Annotated in this window: 16 protein-coding genes; all 16 read left to right on the top strand. The window is 57.4% G+C overall.

Annotated elements, in window-relative coordinates; translation table 11 throughout:
* Positions 1-642: 642 nt before the first annotated feature.
* Positions 643-2,535 carry a tRNA uridine-5-carboxymethylaminomethyl(34) synthesis enzyme MnmG gene (gene mnmG / locus AO065_RS09690; RefSeq protein ID WP_004882446.1) on the top strand — a complete coding sequence of 631 codons (1,893 nt, stop codon included), beginning with the start codon at positions 643-645 and terminating at the stop codon, positions 2,533-2,535.
* Positions 2,532-3,188, top strand: a complete 657-nt coding sequence (rsmG, locus tag AO065_RS09685) for a 16S rRNA (guanine(527)-N(7))-methyltransferase RsmG (protein ID WP_004882445.1) — start codon at positions 2,532-2,534, stop codon at positions 3,186-3,188. Before mnmG ends, rsmG begins: the two co-directional genes overlap by 4 nt.
* An 18-nt stretch (positions 3,189-3,206) precedes the next feature.
* On the top strand, positions 3,207-3,998 hold the full coding sequence (locus AO065_RS09680) for a ParA family protein (protein WP_004882444.1): 792 nt from the start codon (positions 3,207-3,209) through the stop codon (positions 3,996-3,998).
* Between the two features lie 9 nt (positions 3,999-4,007).
* A complete protein-coding gene (locus tag AO065_RS09675; protein WP_004882443.1) occupies positions 4,008-4,880 on the top strand; it encodes a ParB/RepB/Spo0J family partition protein in 873 nt (290 codons plus the stop codon).
* A 146-nt stretch (positions 4,881-5,026) separates the two neighbouring features.
* Positions 5,027-5,434, top strand: coding sequence for a F0F1 ATP synthase subunit I (locus AO065_RS09670; protein ID WP_004882442.1), 408 nt, complete (start codon positions 5,027-5,029; stop codon positions 5,432-5,434).
* A gap of 16 nt (positions 5,435-5,450) precedes the next feature.
* Positions 5,451-6,320 carry a F0F1 ATP synthase subunit A gene (gene atpB, locus AO065_RS09665; RefSeq protein ID WP_004882441.1) on the top strand — a complete coding sequence of 290 codons (870 nt, stop codon included), beginning with the start codon at positions 5,451-5,453 and terminating at the stop codon, positions 6,318-6,320.
* A 139-nt stretch (positions 6,321-6,459) separates the two neighbouring features.
* Positions 6,460-6,717 (top strand): F0F1 ATP synthase subunit C, encoded by a 258-nt coding sequence (gene atpE / locus AO065_RS09660; RefSeq protein ID WP_002555987.1) that lies wholly within the window; start codon positions 6,460-6,462, stop codon positions 6,715-6,717.
* A 57-nt stretch (positions 6,718-6,774) separates the two neighbouring features.
* Positions 6,775-7,245 carry a F0F1 ATP synthase subunit B gene (locus AO065_RS09655; RefSeq protein ID WP_004882440.1) on the top strand — a complete coding sequence of 157 codons (471 nt, stop codon included), beginning with the start codon at positions 6,775-6,777 and terminating at the stop codon, positions 7,243-7,245.
* A gap of 12 nt (positions 7,246-7,257) precedes the next feature.
* Positions 7,258-7,794 (top strand): F0F1 ATP synthase subunit delta, encoded by a 537-nt coding sequence (locus AO065_RS09650; RefSeq protein ID WP_004882439.1) that lies wholly within the window; start codon positions 7,258-7,260, stop codon positions 7,792-7,794.
* 21 nt (positions 7,795-7,815) lie between these two features.
* The gene (gene atpA, locus AO065_RS09645) at positions 7,816-9,360 is read left to right on the top strand and encodes a F0F1 ATP synthase subunit alpha (protein WP_004882438.1); all 1,545 of its coding nucleotides are present in this window, start codon (positions 7,816-7,818) and stop codon (positions 9,358-9,360) included.
* Between the two features lie 50 nt (positions 9,361-9,410).
* Positions 9,411-10,271: a F0F1 ATP synthase subunit gamma gene (gene atpG, locus AO065_RS09640; RefSeq protein WP_004882437.1), complete on the top strand. Its 861-nt coding sequence runs from the start codon at positions 9,411-9,413 to the stop codon at positions 10,269-10,271.
* Positions 10,272-10,298: 27 nt separating this feature from the next.
* Positions 10,299-11,678 (top strand): F0F1 ATP synthase subunit beta, encoded by a 1,380-nt coding sequence (atpD, locus tag AO065_RS09635; protein ID WP_004882436.1) that lies wholly within the window; start codon positions 10,299-10,301, stop codon positions 11,676-11,678.
* A 44-nt stretch (positions 11,679-11,722) separates the two neighbouring features.
* Positions 11,723-12,148, top strand: a complete 426-nt coding sequence (locus AO065_RS09630; RefSeq protein ID WP_004882435.1) for a F0F1 ATP synthase subunit epsilon — start codon at positions 11,723-11,725, stop codon at positions 12,146-12,148.
* A 119-nt stretch (positions 12,149-12,267) separates the two neighbouring features.
* Positions 12,268-13,635, top strand: a complete 1,368-nt coding sequence (gene glmU / locus AO065_RS09625) for a bifunctional UDP-N-acetylglucosamine diphosphorylase/glucosamine-1-phosphate N-acetyltransferase GlmU (RefSeq protein ID WP_004882434.1) — start codon at positions 12,268-12,270, stop codon at positions 13,633-13,635.
* 228 nt (positions 13,636-13,863) lie between these two features.
* On the top strand, positions 13,864-14,631 hold the full coding sequence (locus tag AO065_RS09620) for a DeoR/GlpR family DNA-binding transcription regulator (RefSeq protein ID WP_004882433.1): 768 nt from the start codon (positions 13,864-13,866) through the stop codon (positions 14,629-14,631).
* A gap of 9 nt (positions 14,632-14,640) precedes the next feature.
* Positions 14,641-16,476: a glutamine--fructose-6-phosphate transaminase (isomerizing) gene (gene glmS / locus AO065_RS09615; protein ID WP_004882432.1), complete on the top strand. Its 1,836-nt coding sequence runs from the start codon at positions 14,641-14,643 to the stop codon at positions 16,474-16,476.
* Positions 16,477-16,636: the final 160 nt, after the last annotated feature.

The following is a 16,636-nucleotide window of genomic DNA, read 5'->3' as shown; positions in this document are numbered from 1 at the left end:
CTGTCACGCCTCTGACAGCATCAGGCATCAGATTCGAATCAGTCTGAAAGGGACGGCAATCGTCCCGCTGCCTGTTGATAACCCTTCCGCAAAGCCAAAACCTTCCCTCGCATACGGTCTGATCGCGGTTTCAGCTTTGGACGATTGATCGCTTTAAATCCTTCAGATGCCTCGAGACGCTCTCCCCACGTCGATCCAACAGTCCTTTTTTCACTGACCAGCAGTCGGGCAACCGCCGATTTCATCATTTTCTGTGAAATAAGCCCTGTGCATAACCGCGCCTCAGCTCGGTTGATAACCGGGCCTGAAACCTGAAGATAAACCGGCCTGTGGACAAAGTGCACTTTAATCCACAGGCTCAGGACGGTTATCCCAACCCCTCACAGGCACATGACCACAGACTTTTTAATCTCTGTACACATTGAAAATAAAGGCCTGTAGAGATCTATCCACAGAAATATGGCTCAGTAAGAATAAACATAAAAACAAGGCTTTATAAACTTTCTTTCCTTTTTATTTTCTTTATCCGCGAGTTTTCCACAGCTGGTTAAATTTTGTGCAACGGGTTTCATTCAGGTGGGGTAAGTCCCTATACTTGTCAGCTATCCCAATTTCCCATCGACAACAGGCACGAGGTGCGTGGTGGATTTCCCTTCCCGTTTTGAAGTGATCGTCATCGGTGGCGGTCATGCCGGTACCGAGGCCGCACTTGCGTCGGCACGCATGGGTGTCAAAACCCTGCTGTTGACGCACAACGTGGAAACACTCGGCCAGATGAGCTGCAACCCTGCGATCGGTGGCATCGGCAAAAGTCATCTGGTCAAGGAAATCGACGCCCTTGGCGGCGCGATGGCCATGGCCACTGACAAAGGCGGCATACAGTTCCGCGTGTTGAACAGCCGCAAAGGCCCGGCCGTACGGGCAACCCGTGCCCAGGCAGACCGCGTTCTGTACAAGGCCGCGATTCGCGAGACGCTTGAAAACCAGCCGAACCTGTGGATATTTCAGCAATCCTGCGACGATCTGATTGTCGAGCAGGACCAGGTCCGTGGCGTTGTCACGCAAATGGGCCTGCGTTTCCTGGCTGATTCCGTTGTATTGACCACCGGTACGTTCCTGGGCGGTCTTATCCACATCGGTATGCAGAATTATTCGGGTGGCCGAGCGGGTGATCCGCCGTCCATCGCGCTTGCACGCCGTCTTCGCGAGTTGCCATTACGGGTAGGGCGCTTGAAGACCGGTACGCCGCCACGCATCGATGGCCGCTCTGTCGATTTCTCGGTGATGACCGAGCAACCGGGCGATACGCCGATTCCCGTGATGTCGTTCATGGGTTCCAAGGAACAACATCCTTCGCAAGTGAGTTGCTGGATTACCCACACCAATGCTCGGACACACGAAATCATTGCGTCCAACCTTGATCGCTCGCCGATGTATTCCGGTGTGATCGAGGGCATCGGTCCGCGTTACTGCCCATCGATCGAAGACAAGATTCATCGCTTTGCCGACAAGGAAAGCCACCAGGTCTTCATCGAGCCGGAAGGTCTGACCACGCACGAGCTGTACCCGAACGGTATCTCGACCTCTCTGCCGTTCGACGTGCAGTTGCAGATCGTTCGTTCGATTCGCGGCATGGAGAATGCGCACATCGTTCGCCCGGGCTACGCCATCGAGTACGACTACTTCGATCCGCGTGATCTGAAGTACAGCCTCGAAACCAAGGTGATCGGCGGTCTGTTCTTCGCAGGCCAGATCAACGGCACAACCGGCTACGAAGAAGCGGGTGCTCAAGGTTTGCTGGCCGGAACCAACGCGGCATTGCGTGCACAAGGTCGCGACAGCTGGTGCCCGCGTCGTGACGAGGCGTACATCGGAGTGTTGGTTGATGACCTGATCACGCTGGGTACGCAAGAGCCTTACCGGATGTTCACATCCCGCGCCGAATATCGTTTGATCCTGCGCGAAGATAACGCTGACCTGCGTCTGACCGAAAAAGGCCGTGAGCTGGGTCTGGTCGATGACGCGCGTTGGGCCGCGTTCTGCACCAAGCGTGAAAATATCGCGCTGGAAGAACAGCGTCTGAAAAGTACCTGGGTTCGTCCGGGTACCGAACAGGGCGATGCCATTGCCGCGCATTTCGGCACGCCGCTGACCCACGAATACAACCTGCTCAATCTGCTGACGCGTCCGGAAATCGATTATGCCAGCCTGATTTCCCTTACCGGTGAGGGCTGCATTGATCCACAGGTCGCCGAGCAGGTGGAGATCAAGACAAAGTACGCCGGTTACATTGATCGGCAGCAGGACGAAATCGCCCGTTTGCGTGCCAGCGAAGACACGAAGCTGCCTGAAGACATCGATTACGCCGGGATTTCCGGTCTGTCCAAAGAAATTCAAAGCAAGCTGGGGATAACTCGCCCCGAAACTCTCGGACAGGCTTCGCGCATTCCGGGCGTCACGCCAGCAGCCATTTCCCTGTTGATGATTCACTTGAAAAAACGCGGCGCCGGCCGTCAGTTGGAGCAAAGCGCTTGAGTTCTATGGTTACCCCGCAACACGCTGAAGAGTTATCCACAGGCGCTCGCGCTTTGGGCATCGAGCTCACTCCGGTCCAGCACGAACAACTGCTTGCCTATCTGGCGCTGTTGATCAAGTGGAACAAGGCGTACAACCTCACAGCTGTGCGTAACCCGGACGAGATGGTGTCCCGGCATTTGCTCGACAGCCTGAGTGTGATTTCTTTCATCGAAGGTAGCGCCGAAGGCGAACGCTGGCTCGATGTCGGCAGCGGGGGCGGCATGCCCGGTATTCCCATGGCGATCATGTTTCCGCAGATGAAGGTTTCGCTGCTGGACAGCAATGGCAAGAAGACCCGCTTTCAGACCCAGGTCAAACTGGAGCTGAAGCTGGATAACCTCGAAGTTATCCACAGCCGCGCAGAAACCTACCAGCCGGACGTACCGTTCAACGGAATCATTTCCCGTGCGTTCAGCAGTCTGGAAGACTTTGCTGGATGGACTCGCCACATGGGCGACACACAGACACGCTGGCTGGCGATGAAAGGGCTGCATCCTGCCGATGAACTGGTAGCATTGCCCACGGATTTTCACCTTGATAGCGCACAAGCCTTGACCGTTCCGGGTTGCCAAGGCCAACGCCATCTGCTGATACTGCGCCGCACGGCATGATTGGGAACACAAGCGATAATGGCTAAGGTATTCGCGATAGCGAACCAGAAAGGTGGGGTAGGCAAGACCACCACATGCATCAACCTCGCCGCGTCACTGGTTGCTACCAAACGACGCGTGCTGCTGATCGATCTCGATCCCCAGGGCAATGCGACCATGGGGAGTGGTGTGGATAAACACAACCTCGAAAACTCCGTTTACGACCTGCTGATTGGCGAATGCGATCTGGCCGAGGCCATGCAGTTCTCCGAGCACGGCGGTTATCAACTGCTTCCGGCCAACCGCGACCTGACGGCAGGCGAGGTGGTGCTGCTGGAAATGCAGATGAAGGAGAGCCGTCTGCGTAATGCGCTGGCGCCAATCCGCGAAAACTACGATTACATTCTCATCGACTGCCCTCCGTCGCTGTCGATGCTCACACTCAACGCCCTGGTGGCGTCTGATGGCGTGATTATCCCCATGCAGTGCGAGTATTTCGCACTGGAAGGTCTGAGCGACCTTGTGGATAACATCAAGCGGATCGGCCAACTGCTAAACCCGCAGCTCAAGATCGAAGGCCTGCTGCGCACGATGTACGACCCGCGTCTGAGCCTGATCAACGATGTTTCGGCGCAGCTCAAGGAACACTTTGGCGAGCAGCTGTACGATACCGTTATCCCGAGAAACATCAGACTGGCCGAGGCGCCGAGCTTCGGTATGCCGGTGCTGGCCTACGACAAGTCTTCCCGCGGGGCGCTGGCTTATCTGGCGCTCGCCAGTGAACTGGTTCGTCGTCAACGTCGCGGCGCGAAAACCGCTCAGCCTACCTAAGGAATTTCCATGGCCGTCAAGAAACGAGGTCTCGGACGTGGGTTGGACGCACTTCTGAGCAGTCCAACCGTCAGTTCGCTGGAAGAACAGGCCATCAAGGCCCCCGAACGTGAGCTGCAGCATGTGCCATTGGACATGATCCAGCGCGGCAAGTACCAGCCGCGCCGTGACATGGATCCCCAGGCGCTTGAAGAACTTGCGCAGTCGATCAAGTCTCAGGGCGTGATGCAGCCGATCGTGATTCGCCCGATCGGCAACAATCGTTTTGAAATCATTGCCGGTGAACGTCGCTGGCGTGCCAGTCAGCAGGCAGGTGTCGAGACGATCCCGGCCATGGTTCGCGATGTGCCGGATGAAACCGCCATCGCCATGGCGCTGATCGAAAACATCCAGCGTGAAGATCTCAACCCCATCGAAGAAGCAATGGCGTTGCAGCGTCTGCAGCAGGAATTCCAGCTGACCCAGCAGCAGGTGGCCGATGCCGTCGGCAAGTCCCGTGTCAGCGTGGCCAACCTGCTGCGACTGATTGCGCTGCCGGAAGTGATCAAGACCATGCTGTCCCACGGCGACCTGGAGATGGGCCATGCACGTGCCCTGCTCGGTCTTCCGGAGGAAAGGCAGGTCGAAGGAGCGCGACACGTTGTCGCACGCGGGCTGACCGTACGCCAGACGGAAGCACTGGTCAGGCAGTGGCTCAGCGGCAAGGAAACCCCTGCGGAACCTGCCAAGGCCGACCCCGACATCAGCCGCCTCGAGCAGCGTCTGGCCGAGCGTTTGGGGTCTGCGGTCCAGATACGCCACGGACAGAAGGGAAAAGGGCAATTGGTGATCCGCTACAACTCGCTGGATGAGTTGCAAGGTGTGCTTGCTCACATCCGCTGAAACAATTGCTCTGTAGCGTATAGTCGGAAATCACTACCTGACTGTTGAATAGGGACTTAACCGCCCCTATACTCTGCGCGCATTTTGTCGGCACAAATTATGCCAAGTTACAGATGATGGCGACCGACAGCGAAGGAGCAAATGCGATGGAATCACGCATGCCAGACCGCTTGCCGTTTCATCGCCTGGCGGTTTTTCCGGTTTTGCTGGCTCAATTGATCGTCCTGCTGATAGCCGCGTTGGCGCTGTGGCAGTGGCGTGGAGTCGTAGCGGGATATTCGGGGCTCTGCGGAGGCCTGATAGCCTGGCTGCCCAATTTATACTTCGCTCACAAGGCTTTCCGGTTTTCCGGAGCCCGAGCCGCTCAAGCCATCGTCCGGTCGTTCTACGCCGGCGAGGCGGGCAAACTTATTTTGACGGCAGTGCTTTTTGCACTGACGTTTGCAGGCGTGAAACCGCTGGCACCGCTGGCGGTTTTCGGAGTGTTCATGTTGATCCAGGTGGTCAACTGGTTCGCTCCACTGCTTACGAGAACAAGACTTTCGAGACCTTAGGGCGTTTGAGGCAACCATGGCAGAGCAAACAGCTTCGGGCTATATCCAGCACCACTTGCAGAACCTGACATTCGGGCACCTGCCCAATGGCGAATGGGGCTTTGCCCACACCGCAGCAGAAGCCAAGGAAATGGGTTTCTGGGCTTTCCACGTCGATACCCTCGGCTGGTCGGTTGCGCTGGGTCTGATTTTCGTTCTGATTTTCCGCATGGCGGCCAAGAAGGCGACTTCCGGCCAGCCGGGCGCCCTGCAGAACTTCGTTGAAGTACTGGTCGAGTTCGTCGATGGCAGCGTGAAAGACAGCTTCCACGGCCGCAGCGCGGTCATCGCGCCACTGGCCCTGACCATTTTCGTCTGGGTATTCCTGATGAACGCCGTCGACCTGGTACCGGTCGACTGGATTCCTCAGCTGGCGATGCTGATCTCCGGTGACGAGCACATTCCATTCCGTGCCGTTCCGACGACTGACCCTAACGCGACACTGGGCATGGCCCTGTCGGTTTTCGCGCTGATCATTTTCTACAGCATCAAGGTCAAGGGCATCGGCGGCTTCATCGGCGAACTGACCCTGCACCCGTTCGGCAGCAAGAACATTTTCGTTCAGGCACTGTTGATCCCGGTCAACTTCCTGCTGGAATTCGTGACGCTGGTAGCCAAACCGATTTCTCTGGCACTGCGTCTGTTCGGCAACATGTATGCTGGTGAGCTGGTATTCATCCTGATCGCCGTCATGTTCGGCAGCGGTCTGCTCTGGTTGAGCGGGCTGGGTATCGTTCTGCAATGGGCATGGGCTGTGTTCCACATCCTGATCATCACCCTGCAAGCGTTCATCTTCATGATGCTGACCATCGTCTACCTGTCGATGGCTCACGAAGATAACCATTGAGATTCGCCTCCGGGCGTATCTGATGACCGTCCCGCAAACTGCGGGACGGTGCCCGCAAGGGCTGATGTAACAAACGATTTTGCTTTACCGCTTTAATTAAAAAAACCTAACCAATACGACGTAAAAGTCGGGAGGAAAGATGGAAACTGTAGTTGGTCTAACCGCTATCGCTGTTGCACTGTTGATCGGCCTGGGCGCACTGGGTACTGCAATCGGTTTCGGCCTGTTGGGCGGCAAGTTCCTGGAAGGCGCAGCGCGTCAGCCGGAAATGGTTCCAATGCTGCAAGTTAAAATGTTCATCGTAGCGGGCCTGCTCGACGCCGTGACCATGATCGGTGTTGGTATCGCTCTGTTCTTCACCTTTGCGAACCCCTTCGTTGGTCAACTCGCTGGCTGATCACTCGAATTTTCGAGTTGATTGGTGTGATGGACAACGAACGAGCGAGGTGTTGGCGTGAACATTAATGCAACCCTGATTGGCCAGTCCGTTGCGTTCTTCATTTTTGTGCTGTTCTGCATGAAGTTCGTGTGGCCTCCGGTCATCGCGGCTTTGCACGAACGTCAGAAGAAGATCGCGGATGGACTGGACGCTGCTTCCCGAGCAGCTCGCGACCTGGAGCTGGCCCAAGACAAAGTGGGTCAACAACTGCGCGAAGCTAAGGCTCAAGCAGCTGAAATCATTGAGCAAGCCAAGAAACGCGGTACTCAGATTGTCGACGAAGCCCGTGAACAGGCTCGCGTTGAAGCTGACCGTGTGAAGGCTCAGGCTCAGGCCGAGATCGAGCAGGAACTGAACGGTGTCAAAGACGCCTTGCGCGCCCAGTTGGGTAGCCTGGCAGTCAATGGCGCAGAGAAGATCCTGGGTGCCACAATCGATCAAAACGCGCACGCGGAGCTGGTTAACAAACTGGCTGCTGAAATTTAAGCGAGGGCGATCATGGCAGAACTGACCACGTTGGCCCGACCTTACGCTAAGGCGGCCTTCGAGCACGCGCAGGCCCACCAGCAACTGGCCAATTGGTCAGCCATGCTCGGCCTGGCTGCTGCGGTGTCGCAAGACGACACCATGCAGCGCATGCTCAAGGCCCCGCGACTGACGAGCGCACAAAAGGCCACCACTTTTATTGAAGTGTGTGGCGACAAGTTCGATGCCAAGGCACAGAATTTCATCCACGTCGTTGCTGAAAACGACCGTCTCCCGCTTCTGCCGGAGATCGCCGAACTGTTCGACCTGTACAAGGCAGAGCAGGAAAAATCGGTCGATGTGGATGTCACCAGTGCTTTTGCATTGAACCAAGAACAGCAAGACAAACTCGCCAAGGTTCTCAGTGCACGGCTCGGCCGGGAAGTGCGCCTGCATGCTGCGGAGGATGCCACCCTTATCGGTGGTGTCGTAATCCGCGCCGGCGACCTGGTTATCGATGGCTCAGTTCGCGGCAAAATCGCGCAACTAGCCGAAGCATTGAAATCTTGAGTTTGAAGGGGCAGCAGAGCAATGCAGCAACTCAATCCTTCCGAAATAAGTGAAATCATCAAGGGTCGCATCGAGAAGCTCGATGTAACCTCCCAAGCCCGTAACGAAGGCACAGTCGTCAGCGTGTCTGACGGTATCGTGCGGATTCACGGTCTGGCCGACGTAATGTACGGCGAGATGATCGAGTTTCCGGGCGGCGTCTACGGTATGGCGCTGAACCTTGAGCAAGACTCCGTGGGTGCCGTTGTACTGGGCGCTTACACGACTCTGGCTGAAGGCATGAGCGCCAAGTGCACTGGCCGCATCCTGGAGGTTCCGGTTGGTAAGGAACTGCTGGGTCGCGTAGTCGATGCACTGGGTAACCCAGTCGACGGCAAAGGTCCGCTGAACAACACCGAGACCGATGCGGTCGAGAAAGTTGCTCCAGGCGTGATCTGGCGTAAGTCGGTAGACCAGCCTGTACAGACTGGCTACAAGGCTGTCGATGCCATGATTCCAGTCGGCCGTGGCCAGCGTGAGCTGATCATCGGTGACCGTCAGATCGGTAAGACCGCTCTGGCCATCGACGCAATCATCAACCAGAAAGACAGCGGCATCTTCTGCGTCTACGTGGCAATCGGTCAGAAACAATCGACCATCGCCAACGTTGTTCGCAAGCTCGAAGAAAACGGCGCACTGGCTAACACCATCGTCGTGGCTGCAAGTGCTTCCGAATCCGCTGCGCTGCAATTCCTTGCACCGTACTCGGGTTGCACCATGGGTGAGTTCTTCCGCGACCGCGGTGAAGACGCGCTGATCGTTTATGACGATCTGTCCAAGCAAGCAGTGGCCTACCGCCAGATTTCCCTGCTGCTGCGCCGTCCACCAGGCCGTGAAGCCTACCCGGGTGACGTGTTCTATCTCCACTCCCGTCTGCTGGAGCGCGCATCGCGTGTTTCCGAAGAGTACGTAGAGAAGTTCACCAACGGCGCAGTGACCGGCAAAACCGGTTCCCTGACTGCACTGCCGATCATCGAAACCCAGGCTGGCGACGTTTCCGCGTTCGTTCCGACCAACGTGATTTCCATCACCGACGGTCAGATCTTCCTGGAATCGGCCATGTTCAACTCTGGCATCCGTCCAGCTGTGAACGCCGGTGTTTCGGTATCGCGTGTAGGTGGTGCCGCTCAGACCAAGATCATCAAGAAGCTCTCCGGTGGTATCCGTACCGCTCTGGCTCAGTACCGTGAACTGGCGGCATTCGCCCAGTTCGCTTCTGACCTGGACGAAGCGACCCGTAAGCAACTTGAGCATGGTCAGCGCGTTACCGAGCTGATGAAGCAGAAGCAATACGCACCAATGTCGATCGCTGACATGGCGCTGTCGCTGTATGCCGCTGAGCGTGGGTTCCTGACCGACATCGAAATCGCCAAGATTGGCAGCTTTGAACAAGCGCTGATTGCTTACTTCAACCGCGATCACGCCGATTTGATGGCGAAGATCAACGTGAAGGGTGACTTCAATGACGAAATCGATTCTGGCATGAAAGCCGGCATCGAGAAGTTCAAGGCCACCCAAACCTGGTAAGCCGCAGCGGGGGCCGGAAGGCTCCCGCTTGCTAACCTGATAGGTGTTACATGGCAGGCGCAAAAGAGATTCGCAGCAAGATTGCGAGCATCAAAAGCACGCAAAAGATCACCAGCGCCATGGAAAAAGTGGCGGTCAGCAAAATGCGCAAGGCTCAAATGCGCATGGCTGCTAGCCGTCCTTACGCGGATCGTATCCGCCAGGTGATTGGTCATCTTGCCAACGCTAACCCGGAATATCGCCACCCTTTCATGATCGAGCGCGAAGTAAAGCGTGTCGGTTATGTCGTGGTGAGCAGTGACCGTGGTCTGTGCGGCGGCTTGAATACCAACCTGTTCAAGGCTTTGGTCAAGGACATGGCCGTAAACCGTGAAAACGGCGTAGAGATCGATCTGTGCGTGGTTGGCAGCAAAGGTGCGGCATTCTTCCGCAACTTCGGCGGTAACGTCGTCGCTGCAATCAGCCACCTGGGCGAAGAGCCGTCGATCAATGACTTGATCGGCAGCGTCAAGGTGATGCTGGATGCCTACCTGGATGGCCGTATTGATCGCCTGTCCGTGGTATCCAACAAGTTCATCAACACCATGACGCAACAGCCAACGGTGGAGCAGTTGATTCCGCTGGTGGCAACCCCGGATCAGGAACTCAAGCACCACTGGGACTATCTCTACGAACCCGATGCCAAAGAGCTGCTCGATGGCTTGATGGTTCGCTACGTTGAGTCGCAGGTGTACCAGGCGGTGGTCGAGAACAACGCAGCTGAACAAGCGGCGCGGATGATTGCAATGAAGAACGCCACCGACAACGCCGGTGATCTGATCAGCGATTTGCAGCTGATCTACAACAAGGCGCGTCAGGCAGCGATCACCCAAGAGATCTCGGAAATCGTCGGCGGCGCTGCCGCGGTTTAACGGTTCAAATATTAGAGGAACCAGCTAATGAGTAGCGGACGTATCGTTCAAATCATCGGCGCCGTGATCGACGTGGAATTTCCACGCGATAGCGTACCGAGTATCTACAACGCGCTGAAAGTACAGAGCGCGGCAGAAACCACCCTGGAAGTTCAGCAGCAGCTGGGCGACGGCGTGGTTCGTACCATTGCGATGGGCTCCACCGAGGGCTTGAAGCGTGGTCTGGAAGTAACAGACTCTGGCACAGCCATCTCCGTACCGGTCGGTAAAGCGACGCTGGGCCGGATCATGGACGTACTGGGCAACCCGATTGACGAAGCCGGTCCGATCGACACCGAAGAGCGCTGGGGCATTCACCGTCCTGCGCCAACCTTCGCTGAGCAAGCGGGCGGCAACGATCTGCTGGAAACAGGCATCAAGGTTATCGACCTGGTCTGCCCGTTCGCCAAAGGCGGTAAAGTCGGTCTGTTCGGTGGTGCCGGTGTTGGCAAGACCGTAAACATGATGGAACTGATCCGTAACATCGCCATCGAGCACAGCGGTTATTCCGTGTTCGCCGGTGTGGGTGAGCGTACTCGTGAGGGTAACGACTTCTACCACGAGATGAAGGATTCCAACGTTCTGGACAAGGTTGCTCTGGTCTACGGCCAGATGAACGAGCCGCCGGGTAACCGTCTGCGCGTAGCCCTGACCGGCCTGACCATGGCCGAGAAGTTCCGTGACGAAGGTAACGACGTTCTGCTGTTCGTCGACAACATCTACCGTTACACACTGGCCGGTACTGAAGTATCCGCACTGCTGGGCCGTATGCCTTCCGCAGTAGGTTACCAGCCGACCCTGGCCGAAGAGATGGGTACTCTGCAAGAGCGCATCACTTCGACCAAGAACGGTTCGATCACCTCGATCCAGGCGGTATACGTACCAGCGGACGACTTGACCGACCCGTCGCCAGCGACCACGTTTGCCCACTTGGACGCAACCGTCGTACTGTCCCGTGACATCGCCTCCCTGGGTATCTACCCGGCGGTCGATCCACTCGACTCGACTTCGCGCCAGCTGGACCCGAACGTTATCGGCCAGGAACACTACGACACCGCTCGCGGCGTTCAGTACGTGTTGCAGCGTTACAAAGAGCTGAAAGACATCATCGCGATCCTGGGTATGGACGAGCTGTCGGAGACCGACAAGCAGTTGGTTAACCGTGCTCGTAAGATCCAGCGCTTCCTGTCCCAGCCTTTCTTCGTGGCAGAAGTCTTCACCGGTGCTTCGGGTAAATACGTTTCCCTGAAAGACACCATTGCTGGCTTCAAAGGCATCCTCAACGGTGACTACGACCACCTGCCAGAACAAGCGTTCTACATGGTCGGCGGCATCGAAGAAGCGATCGAGAAAGCCAAGAAACTGTAATCCCGGCGCCCGGAAACGGGCGCTAATCAGGTTGAGGCAAGCAAATGGCTATGACAGTCCATTGCGACATCGTCAGCGCGGAAGGGGAAATCTTCTCCGGTCTGGTCGAGATGGTGATTGCGCACGGTAACCTGGGTGATATCGGTATCGCTCCAGGCCACGCGCCGCTGATCACTGATCTGAAGCCGGGCCCGATCCGCTTGATCAAGCAGGGTGGGGAAGCCGAGGTGTTCTACATCTCCGGTGGTTTCCTTGAGGTTCAGCCGAACATGGTCAAGGTGCTTGCCGATACTGTGCAACGTGCTGCCGACCTGGACGAAGCCTCCGCTCAAGCAGCTGTAAAGGCTGCAGAGAAGGCCTTGAACGAGAAAGGCGCAGACTTCGACTACGGATCTGCAACTGCTCGTCTGGCCGAGGCCGCAGCTCAGCTGCGTACCGTTCAGCAAATTCGCAAGAAGTTCGGCGGCTAACCCCGCTGCTTCATGCGCGATTGAGAAAAAGGGTAGCCTCGGCTACCCTTTTTCTTTTTCCGAATAAGCCCGTCCCCGGCCGCTGCTATGATTGCCGCGCCGCTCAGTTGGTAGTCCTCATGTCTCTCGATATCGTCATTCTTGCTGCTGGCCAAGGTACCCGGATGCGTTCGGCCTTGCCGAAGGTGCTTCACCCCGTTGCGGGCAATTCCATGCTGGGTCATGTTATCCACAGTGCCCGCCAGTTATCCCCAAGCGGCATCCATGTGGTGATCGGCCACGGCGCGGATGTGGTGCGCGAGCGTCTGGCGGCTGACAATCTGAATTTCGTGATGCAGGACAACCAACTCGGTACAGGCCATGCGGTAGCTCAGGCCGTGCCTGCACTGACGGCGGAAACGGTCCTGATCCTGTACGGCGACGTGCCCCTGATTGAAGTCGACACGCTGCAGCGTCTGCTCAAACTCGTTACCCCCGAGCAGTTGGGTCTGTTGACCGTCACCCTGAAGGATCCGACCGGCTATGGCCGTATTGTGCGCGACGAGCAAGGCCGGGTGGCTGCTATCGTCGAGCATAAGGATGCAACCGACGCCCAAAAGGCGATTACCGAAGGCAACACGGGCATTCTGGCGGTACCCGGCAAGCGTCTGGCCGAGTGGCTGGGGCGTCTCTCCAACAACAATGCGCAGGGCGAGTACTACCTGACCGATGTGATCGCCATGGCCGTGAACGATGGCCTGGTGGTTGCGACCGAACAGCCGTACGACGCCATGGAAGTGCAGGGCGCCAACGACCGCAAGCAGCTGTCCGAGCTTGAGCGTCATTACCAGTTGCGCGAAGCCCGCCGTCTGATGGCCGCTGGCGTCACCCTGCGCGACCCTGCACGCTTTGACGTGCGCGGTGAAGTCAGCGTCGGCCGTGATGTGCTGATCGACATCAACGTGGTACTGGAAGGCAAGGTCGTGATCGAGGATGACGTGATCATCGGTCCGAACTGCGTCATCAAGGACAGCACGTTGCGTAAAGGTGTTGTCGTTAAAGCCAACAGCCACATCGAAGGCGCGATTCTGGGAGAGGGCAGCGATGCCGGACCTTTCGCGCGTCTGCGTCCGGGTAGCGTGCTGGGCGCCAAGGCGCATGTGGGTAACTTTGTTGAGCTGAAGAATGCGGTGCTGGGTGAAGGCGTGAAAGCCGGGCACCTGACCTATCTGGGTGACACGGTCATCGGAGCTCGCACAAACATCGGCGCGGGCACCATCACCGTCAATTACGACGGTGCGAACAAACACCAGACCACTATTGGCGAGGACGTCTTTATTGGCTCAAACAACTCTCTGATTGCGCCTGTGGATATCGGAAGCGGCTCAAATACGGCGGCTGGATCAACAATCACTCAAAATGTGGATAAGTCTCAGTTGGCCGTTGGCCGAGCCCGCCAGCGCAACATTGACGGCTGGAAGCGGCCGGTCAAGATCAGGAAAGACTAGTTATCCACAGGCCGTGGGAGGCGGCTTGCCGGCGATATCATCAGTTCAGTCACTGACAAGGTCGCCTGAAAGAATGCATCGCCGGCAAGCCGCCTCCCACGATCCTCTGTTTATCGGTAATTGCTCCACATGCCGAATGCCACAGTAAACCACTACGACCCTTGACCAATCCCTTCAAATAGGTTTTGATTGCCTTCGTTATCTTTCGAATCGAAACTTAAGGTTCTCATGTCGAAGCGCAATACTCCTCAACGTCGCCATAACATTCTTGCCCTGCTGAGCCAGCAGGGTGAGGTCAGTGTGGACGATCTGGCCAAGCGTTTTGAAACCTCAGAAGTTACGATCCGAAAGGATCTGGCCGCGCTCGAAACCAACGGTCTGCTGTTGCGTCGCTACGGTGGTGCAGTCACCTTGCCGCACGAACTGATCAGCGAAGGCGCTCAACCTGTCTCCAAATACAAACAGGCCATTGCTCGCGCTGCCGTTACCCGCATCCGCGAGCACGCGCGCATCATTGTCGACAGCGGCAGCACCACCGCAGCGATGATCCCTGAACTGGGCGCGCAGCCTGGCCTTGTGGTCATGACCAACTCGCTGCACGTCGCACGCGCACTGACCGAACTGGAACAGGAACCCGTCCTGCTGATGACTGGCGGGACGTGGGATCCGCATTCCGAATCCTTTCAAGGGCAGGTCGCCGAACAGGTGCTGCGCTCCTACGATTTTGATCAATTGTTCATCGGTGCCGACGGTATCGATCTGATCCGTGGCACCACGACCTTCAACGAATTGCTGGGCCTGAGCCGCGTCATGGCTGAAGTTGCCCGGGAAGTTGTCGTGATGGTCGAAGCCGACAAAGTTGGCCGCAAGATCCCCAACCTGGAGCTGCCCTGGAGCAGTATCCACACCCTTATTACCGATGATCGTCTGCCCACCGAGGCGCGCGACCAGATACAGGCCCGCGGCATCAATCTGATTTGTGCCGCTGTCAGCTAGGAGAGAACCATGTGTGGAATCGTTGGCGCAGTCGCCGAACGTAATATCACGGCCATTTTGCTCGAAGGCCTGAAGCGTCTTGAATACCGCGGCTATGACAGCGCAGGCGTGGCCGTTTTCACTAACGAAGGCACGCTCGAGCGTCGCCGCCGTTCCGGCAAGGTCAGCGAACTCGAGCAGGCACTGGCCGGCGAACCTCTGGTCGGCCGTCTGGGCATCGCCCACACCCGCTGGGCCACCCACGGCGCGCCCTGCGAGCGTAACGCTCATCCACATTTTTCGGCCAACGAGCTGGCAGTTGTCCACAACGGCATCATCGAAAACCATGAAGCCCTGCGTGAACAGCTCAAGGCTCTGGGCTACGTGTTCTCGTCCGATACCGACACCGAAGTCATCGTTCACCTGCTGCACCACAAGCTCAAGGACACGCCCGATCTGGCGGCGGCCCTGAAAGCTGCGGTCAAGGAACTGCACGGTGCCTACGGTCTGGCAGTGATCAGCGCTGCACAACCGGACCGGCTGTTGGCGGCACGTAGCGGCAGTCCGCTGGTGATCGGCATGGGCCTGGGCGAGAACTTCCTCGCGTCCGACCAGCTCGCATTGCGTCAGGTCACTGACCGTTTCATGTACCTGGAAGAGGGCGATATCGCCGAGATCCGTCGCGACAGCGTGCAGATCTGGAGCGTCGACGGTCTGCCGGTCGAGCGTGAAATCGTGCAATACCACGAAGGCGCAGAAGCGGCTGACAAGGGCGAGTATCGCCACTTCATGCTCAAGGAAATTCACGAGCAGCCCAAGGTCGTGCAGCGCACTCTTGAGGGTCGCCTCGGCCAGCAGCAGGTGCTGGTCCATGCCTTTGGTCCACAGGCTGCCGAGCTGTTCGCCAAGGTGCGCAACGTGCAGATCGTGGCGTGCGGCACCAGCTACCACGCCGGTATGGTTGCGCGTTACTGGCTGGAAGGTCTGGCCGGGATTCCGTGTCAGGTCGAAGTCGCCAGCGAATTCCGCTACCGCAAGGTCGTGGTCCAGCCGGACACCCTGTTCGTCTCGATCTCCCAGTCCGGCGAAACCGCCGACACCCTGGCTGCCCTGCGTAACGCCAAGGAGCTGGGCTTTCTGGCCAGCCTCGCGATCTGCAACGTGGGCATCAGCTCGCTAGTGCGCGAATCCGACCTGACCCTGCTCACCCAGGCCGGACCGGAAATCGGCGTTGCCTCCACCAAGGCATTCACCACCCAACTGGTCGCCTTGCTGCTGCTGACGCTGTCGCTGGGCCAGGTCAAAGGCTCGCTGGAAGAGGGCGTCGAAGCGCAACTGGTCGATGAACTGCGCCGCCTGCCAACTCGCCTGGGCGAAGCACTGGCGATGGACACCACCGTCGAGAAAGTCGCCGAGCTGTTCGCCGAGAAGCACCACACCCTGTTCCTCGGTCGCGGCGCGCAATTTCCGGTCGCCATGGAAGGTGCGCTCAAACTCAAGGAGATCTCCTACATTCACGCCGAAGCCTACCCGGCCGGCGAACTCAAACACGGCCCGCTGGCGCTGGTCGACGCCGACATGCCCGTGGTCACCGTCGCGCCGAACAACGAACTGCTGGAAAAACTCAAATCCAACCTGCAGGAAGTCCGTGCACGCGGTGGAGAGCTGGTGGTATTCGCTGACGAACAGGCCGGCATGAAAAACGGCGAAGGCACCCACGTTGTCGCCATGCCACATATCATCGACGCCCTGGCACCGATTCTGTACACCATTCCGCTGCAACTGCTTTCGTACTACGTGGCAGTGTTGAAGGGGACGGATGTGGATCAGCCGAGGAATCTGGCGAAGTCGGTGACGGTGGAGTAGTTATCCACAGGTAAGGGCAGTCTTGGCTGTTCAGAATAAAGATTGACACAAAATAATAAAGTTTGACACAACCTATTAAAGTTTGACAAAGCGCGAAAACCCCCGAAAATACGGGGGTTTTCTGTTTCTGGACCAAGCCGTTGGTCCGGATTAGCGGCTT

Source organism: Pseudomonas viridiflava (assembly GCF_001642795.1).
GTDB classification, from domain to species: Bacteria; Pseudomonadota; Gammaproteobacteria; order Pseudomonadales; family Pseudomonadaceae; genus Aquipseudomonas; species Aquipseudomonas viridiflava.
Note: the sequence above shows the minus strand (reverse complement) of the source record. Positions and strands in the feature narration are given on the sequence as shown.

Excerpts from the sequence above, each read along its gene's own strand:
- AO065_RS09680 (WP_004882444.1), top strand. The coding sequence starts at position 3,207 with ATGGCTAAGGTATTCGCGATAGCGAACCAGAAAGGTGGGGTAGGCAAG.
- AO065_RS09675 (WP_004882443.1), top strand. The coding sequence starts at position 4,008 with ATGGCCGTCAAGAAACGAGGTCTCGGACGTGGGTTGGACGCACTTCTG.
- AO065_RS09670 (WP_004882442.1), top strand. The coding sequence starts at position 5,027 with ATGGAATCACGCATGCCAGACCGCTTGCCGTTTCATCGCCTGGCGGTT.
- atpB (WP_004882441.1), top strand. The coding sequence starts at position 5,451 with ATGGCAGAGCAAACAGCTTCGGGCTATATCCAGCACCACTTGCAGAAC.
- atpE (WP_002555987.1), top strand. The coding sequence starts at position 6,460 with ATGGAAACTGTAGTTGGTCTAACCGCTATCGCTGTTGCACTGTTGATC.
- AO065_RS09650 (WP_004882439.1), top strand. The coding sequence starts at position 7,258 with ATGGCAGAACTGACCACGTTGGCCCGACCTTACGCTAAGGCGGCCTTC.
- atpA (WP_004882438.1), top strand. The coding sequence starts at position 7,816 with ATGCAGCAACTCAATCCTTCCGAAATAAGTGAAATCATCAAGGGTCGC.
- atpG (WP_004882437.1), top strand. The coding sequence starts at position 9,411 with ATGGCAGGCGCAAAAGAGATTCGCAGCAAGATTGCGAGCATCAAAAGC.
- atpD (WP_004882436.1), top strand. The coding sequence starts at position 10,299 with ATGAGTAGCGGACGTATCGTTCAAATCATCGGCGCCGTGATCGACGTG.
- AO065_RS09630 (WP_004882435.1), top strand. The coding sequence starts at position 11,723 with ATGGCTATGACAGTCCATTGCGACATCGTCAGCGCGGAAGGGGAAATC.
- glmU (WP_004882434.1), top strand. The coding sequence starts at position 12,268 with ATGTCTCTCGATATCGTCATTCTTGCTGCTGGCCAAGGTACCCGGATG.
- AO065_RS09620 (WP_004882433.1), top strand. The coding sequence starts at position 13,864 with ATGTCGAAGCGCAATACTCCTCAACGTCGCCATAACATTCTTGCCCTG.
- glmS (WP_004882432.1), top strand. The coding sequence starts at position 14,641 with ATGTGTGGAATCGTTGGCGCAGTCGCCGAACGTAATATCACGGCCATT.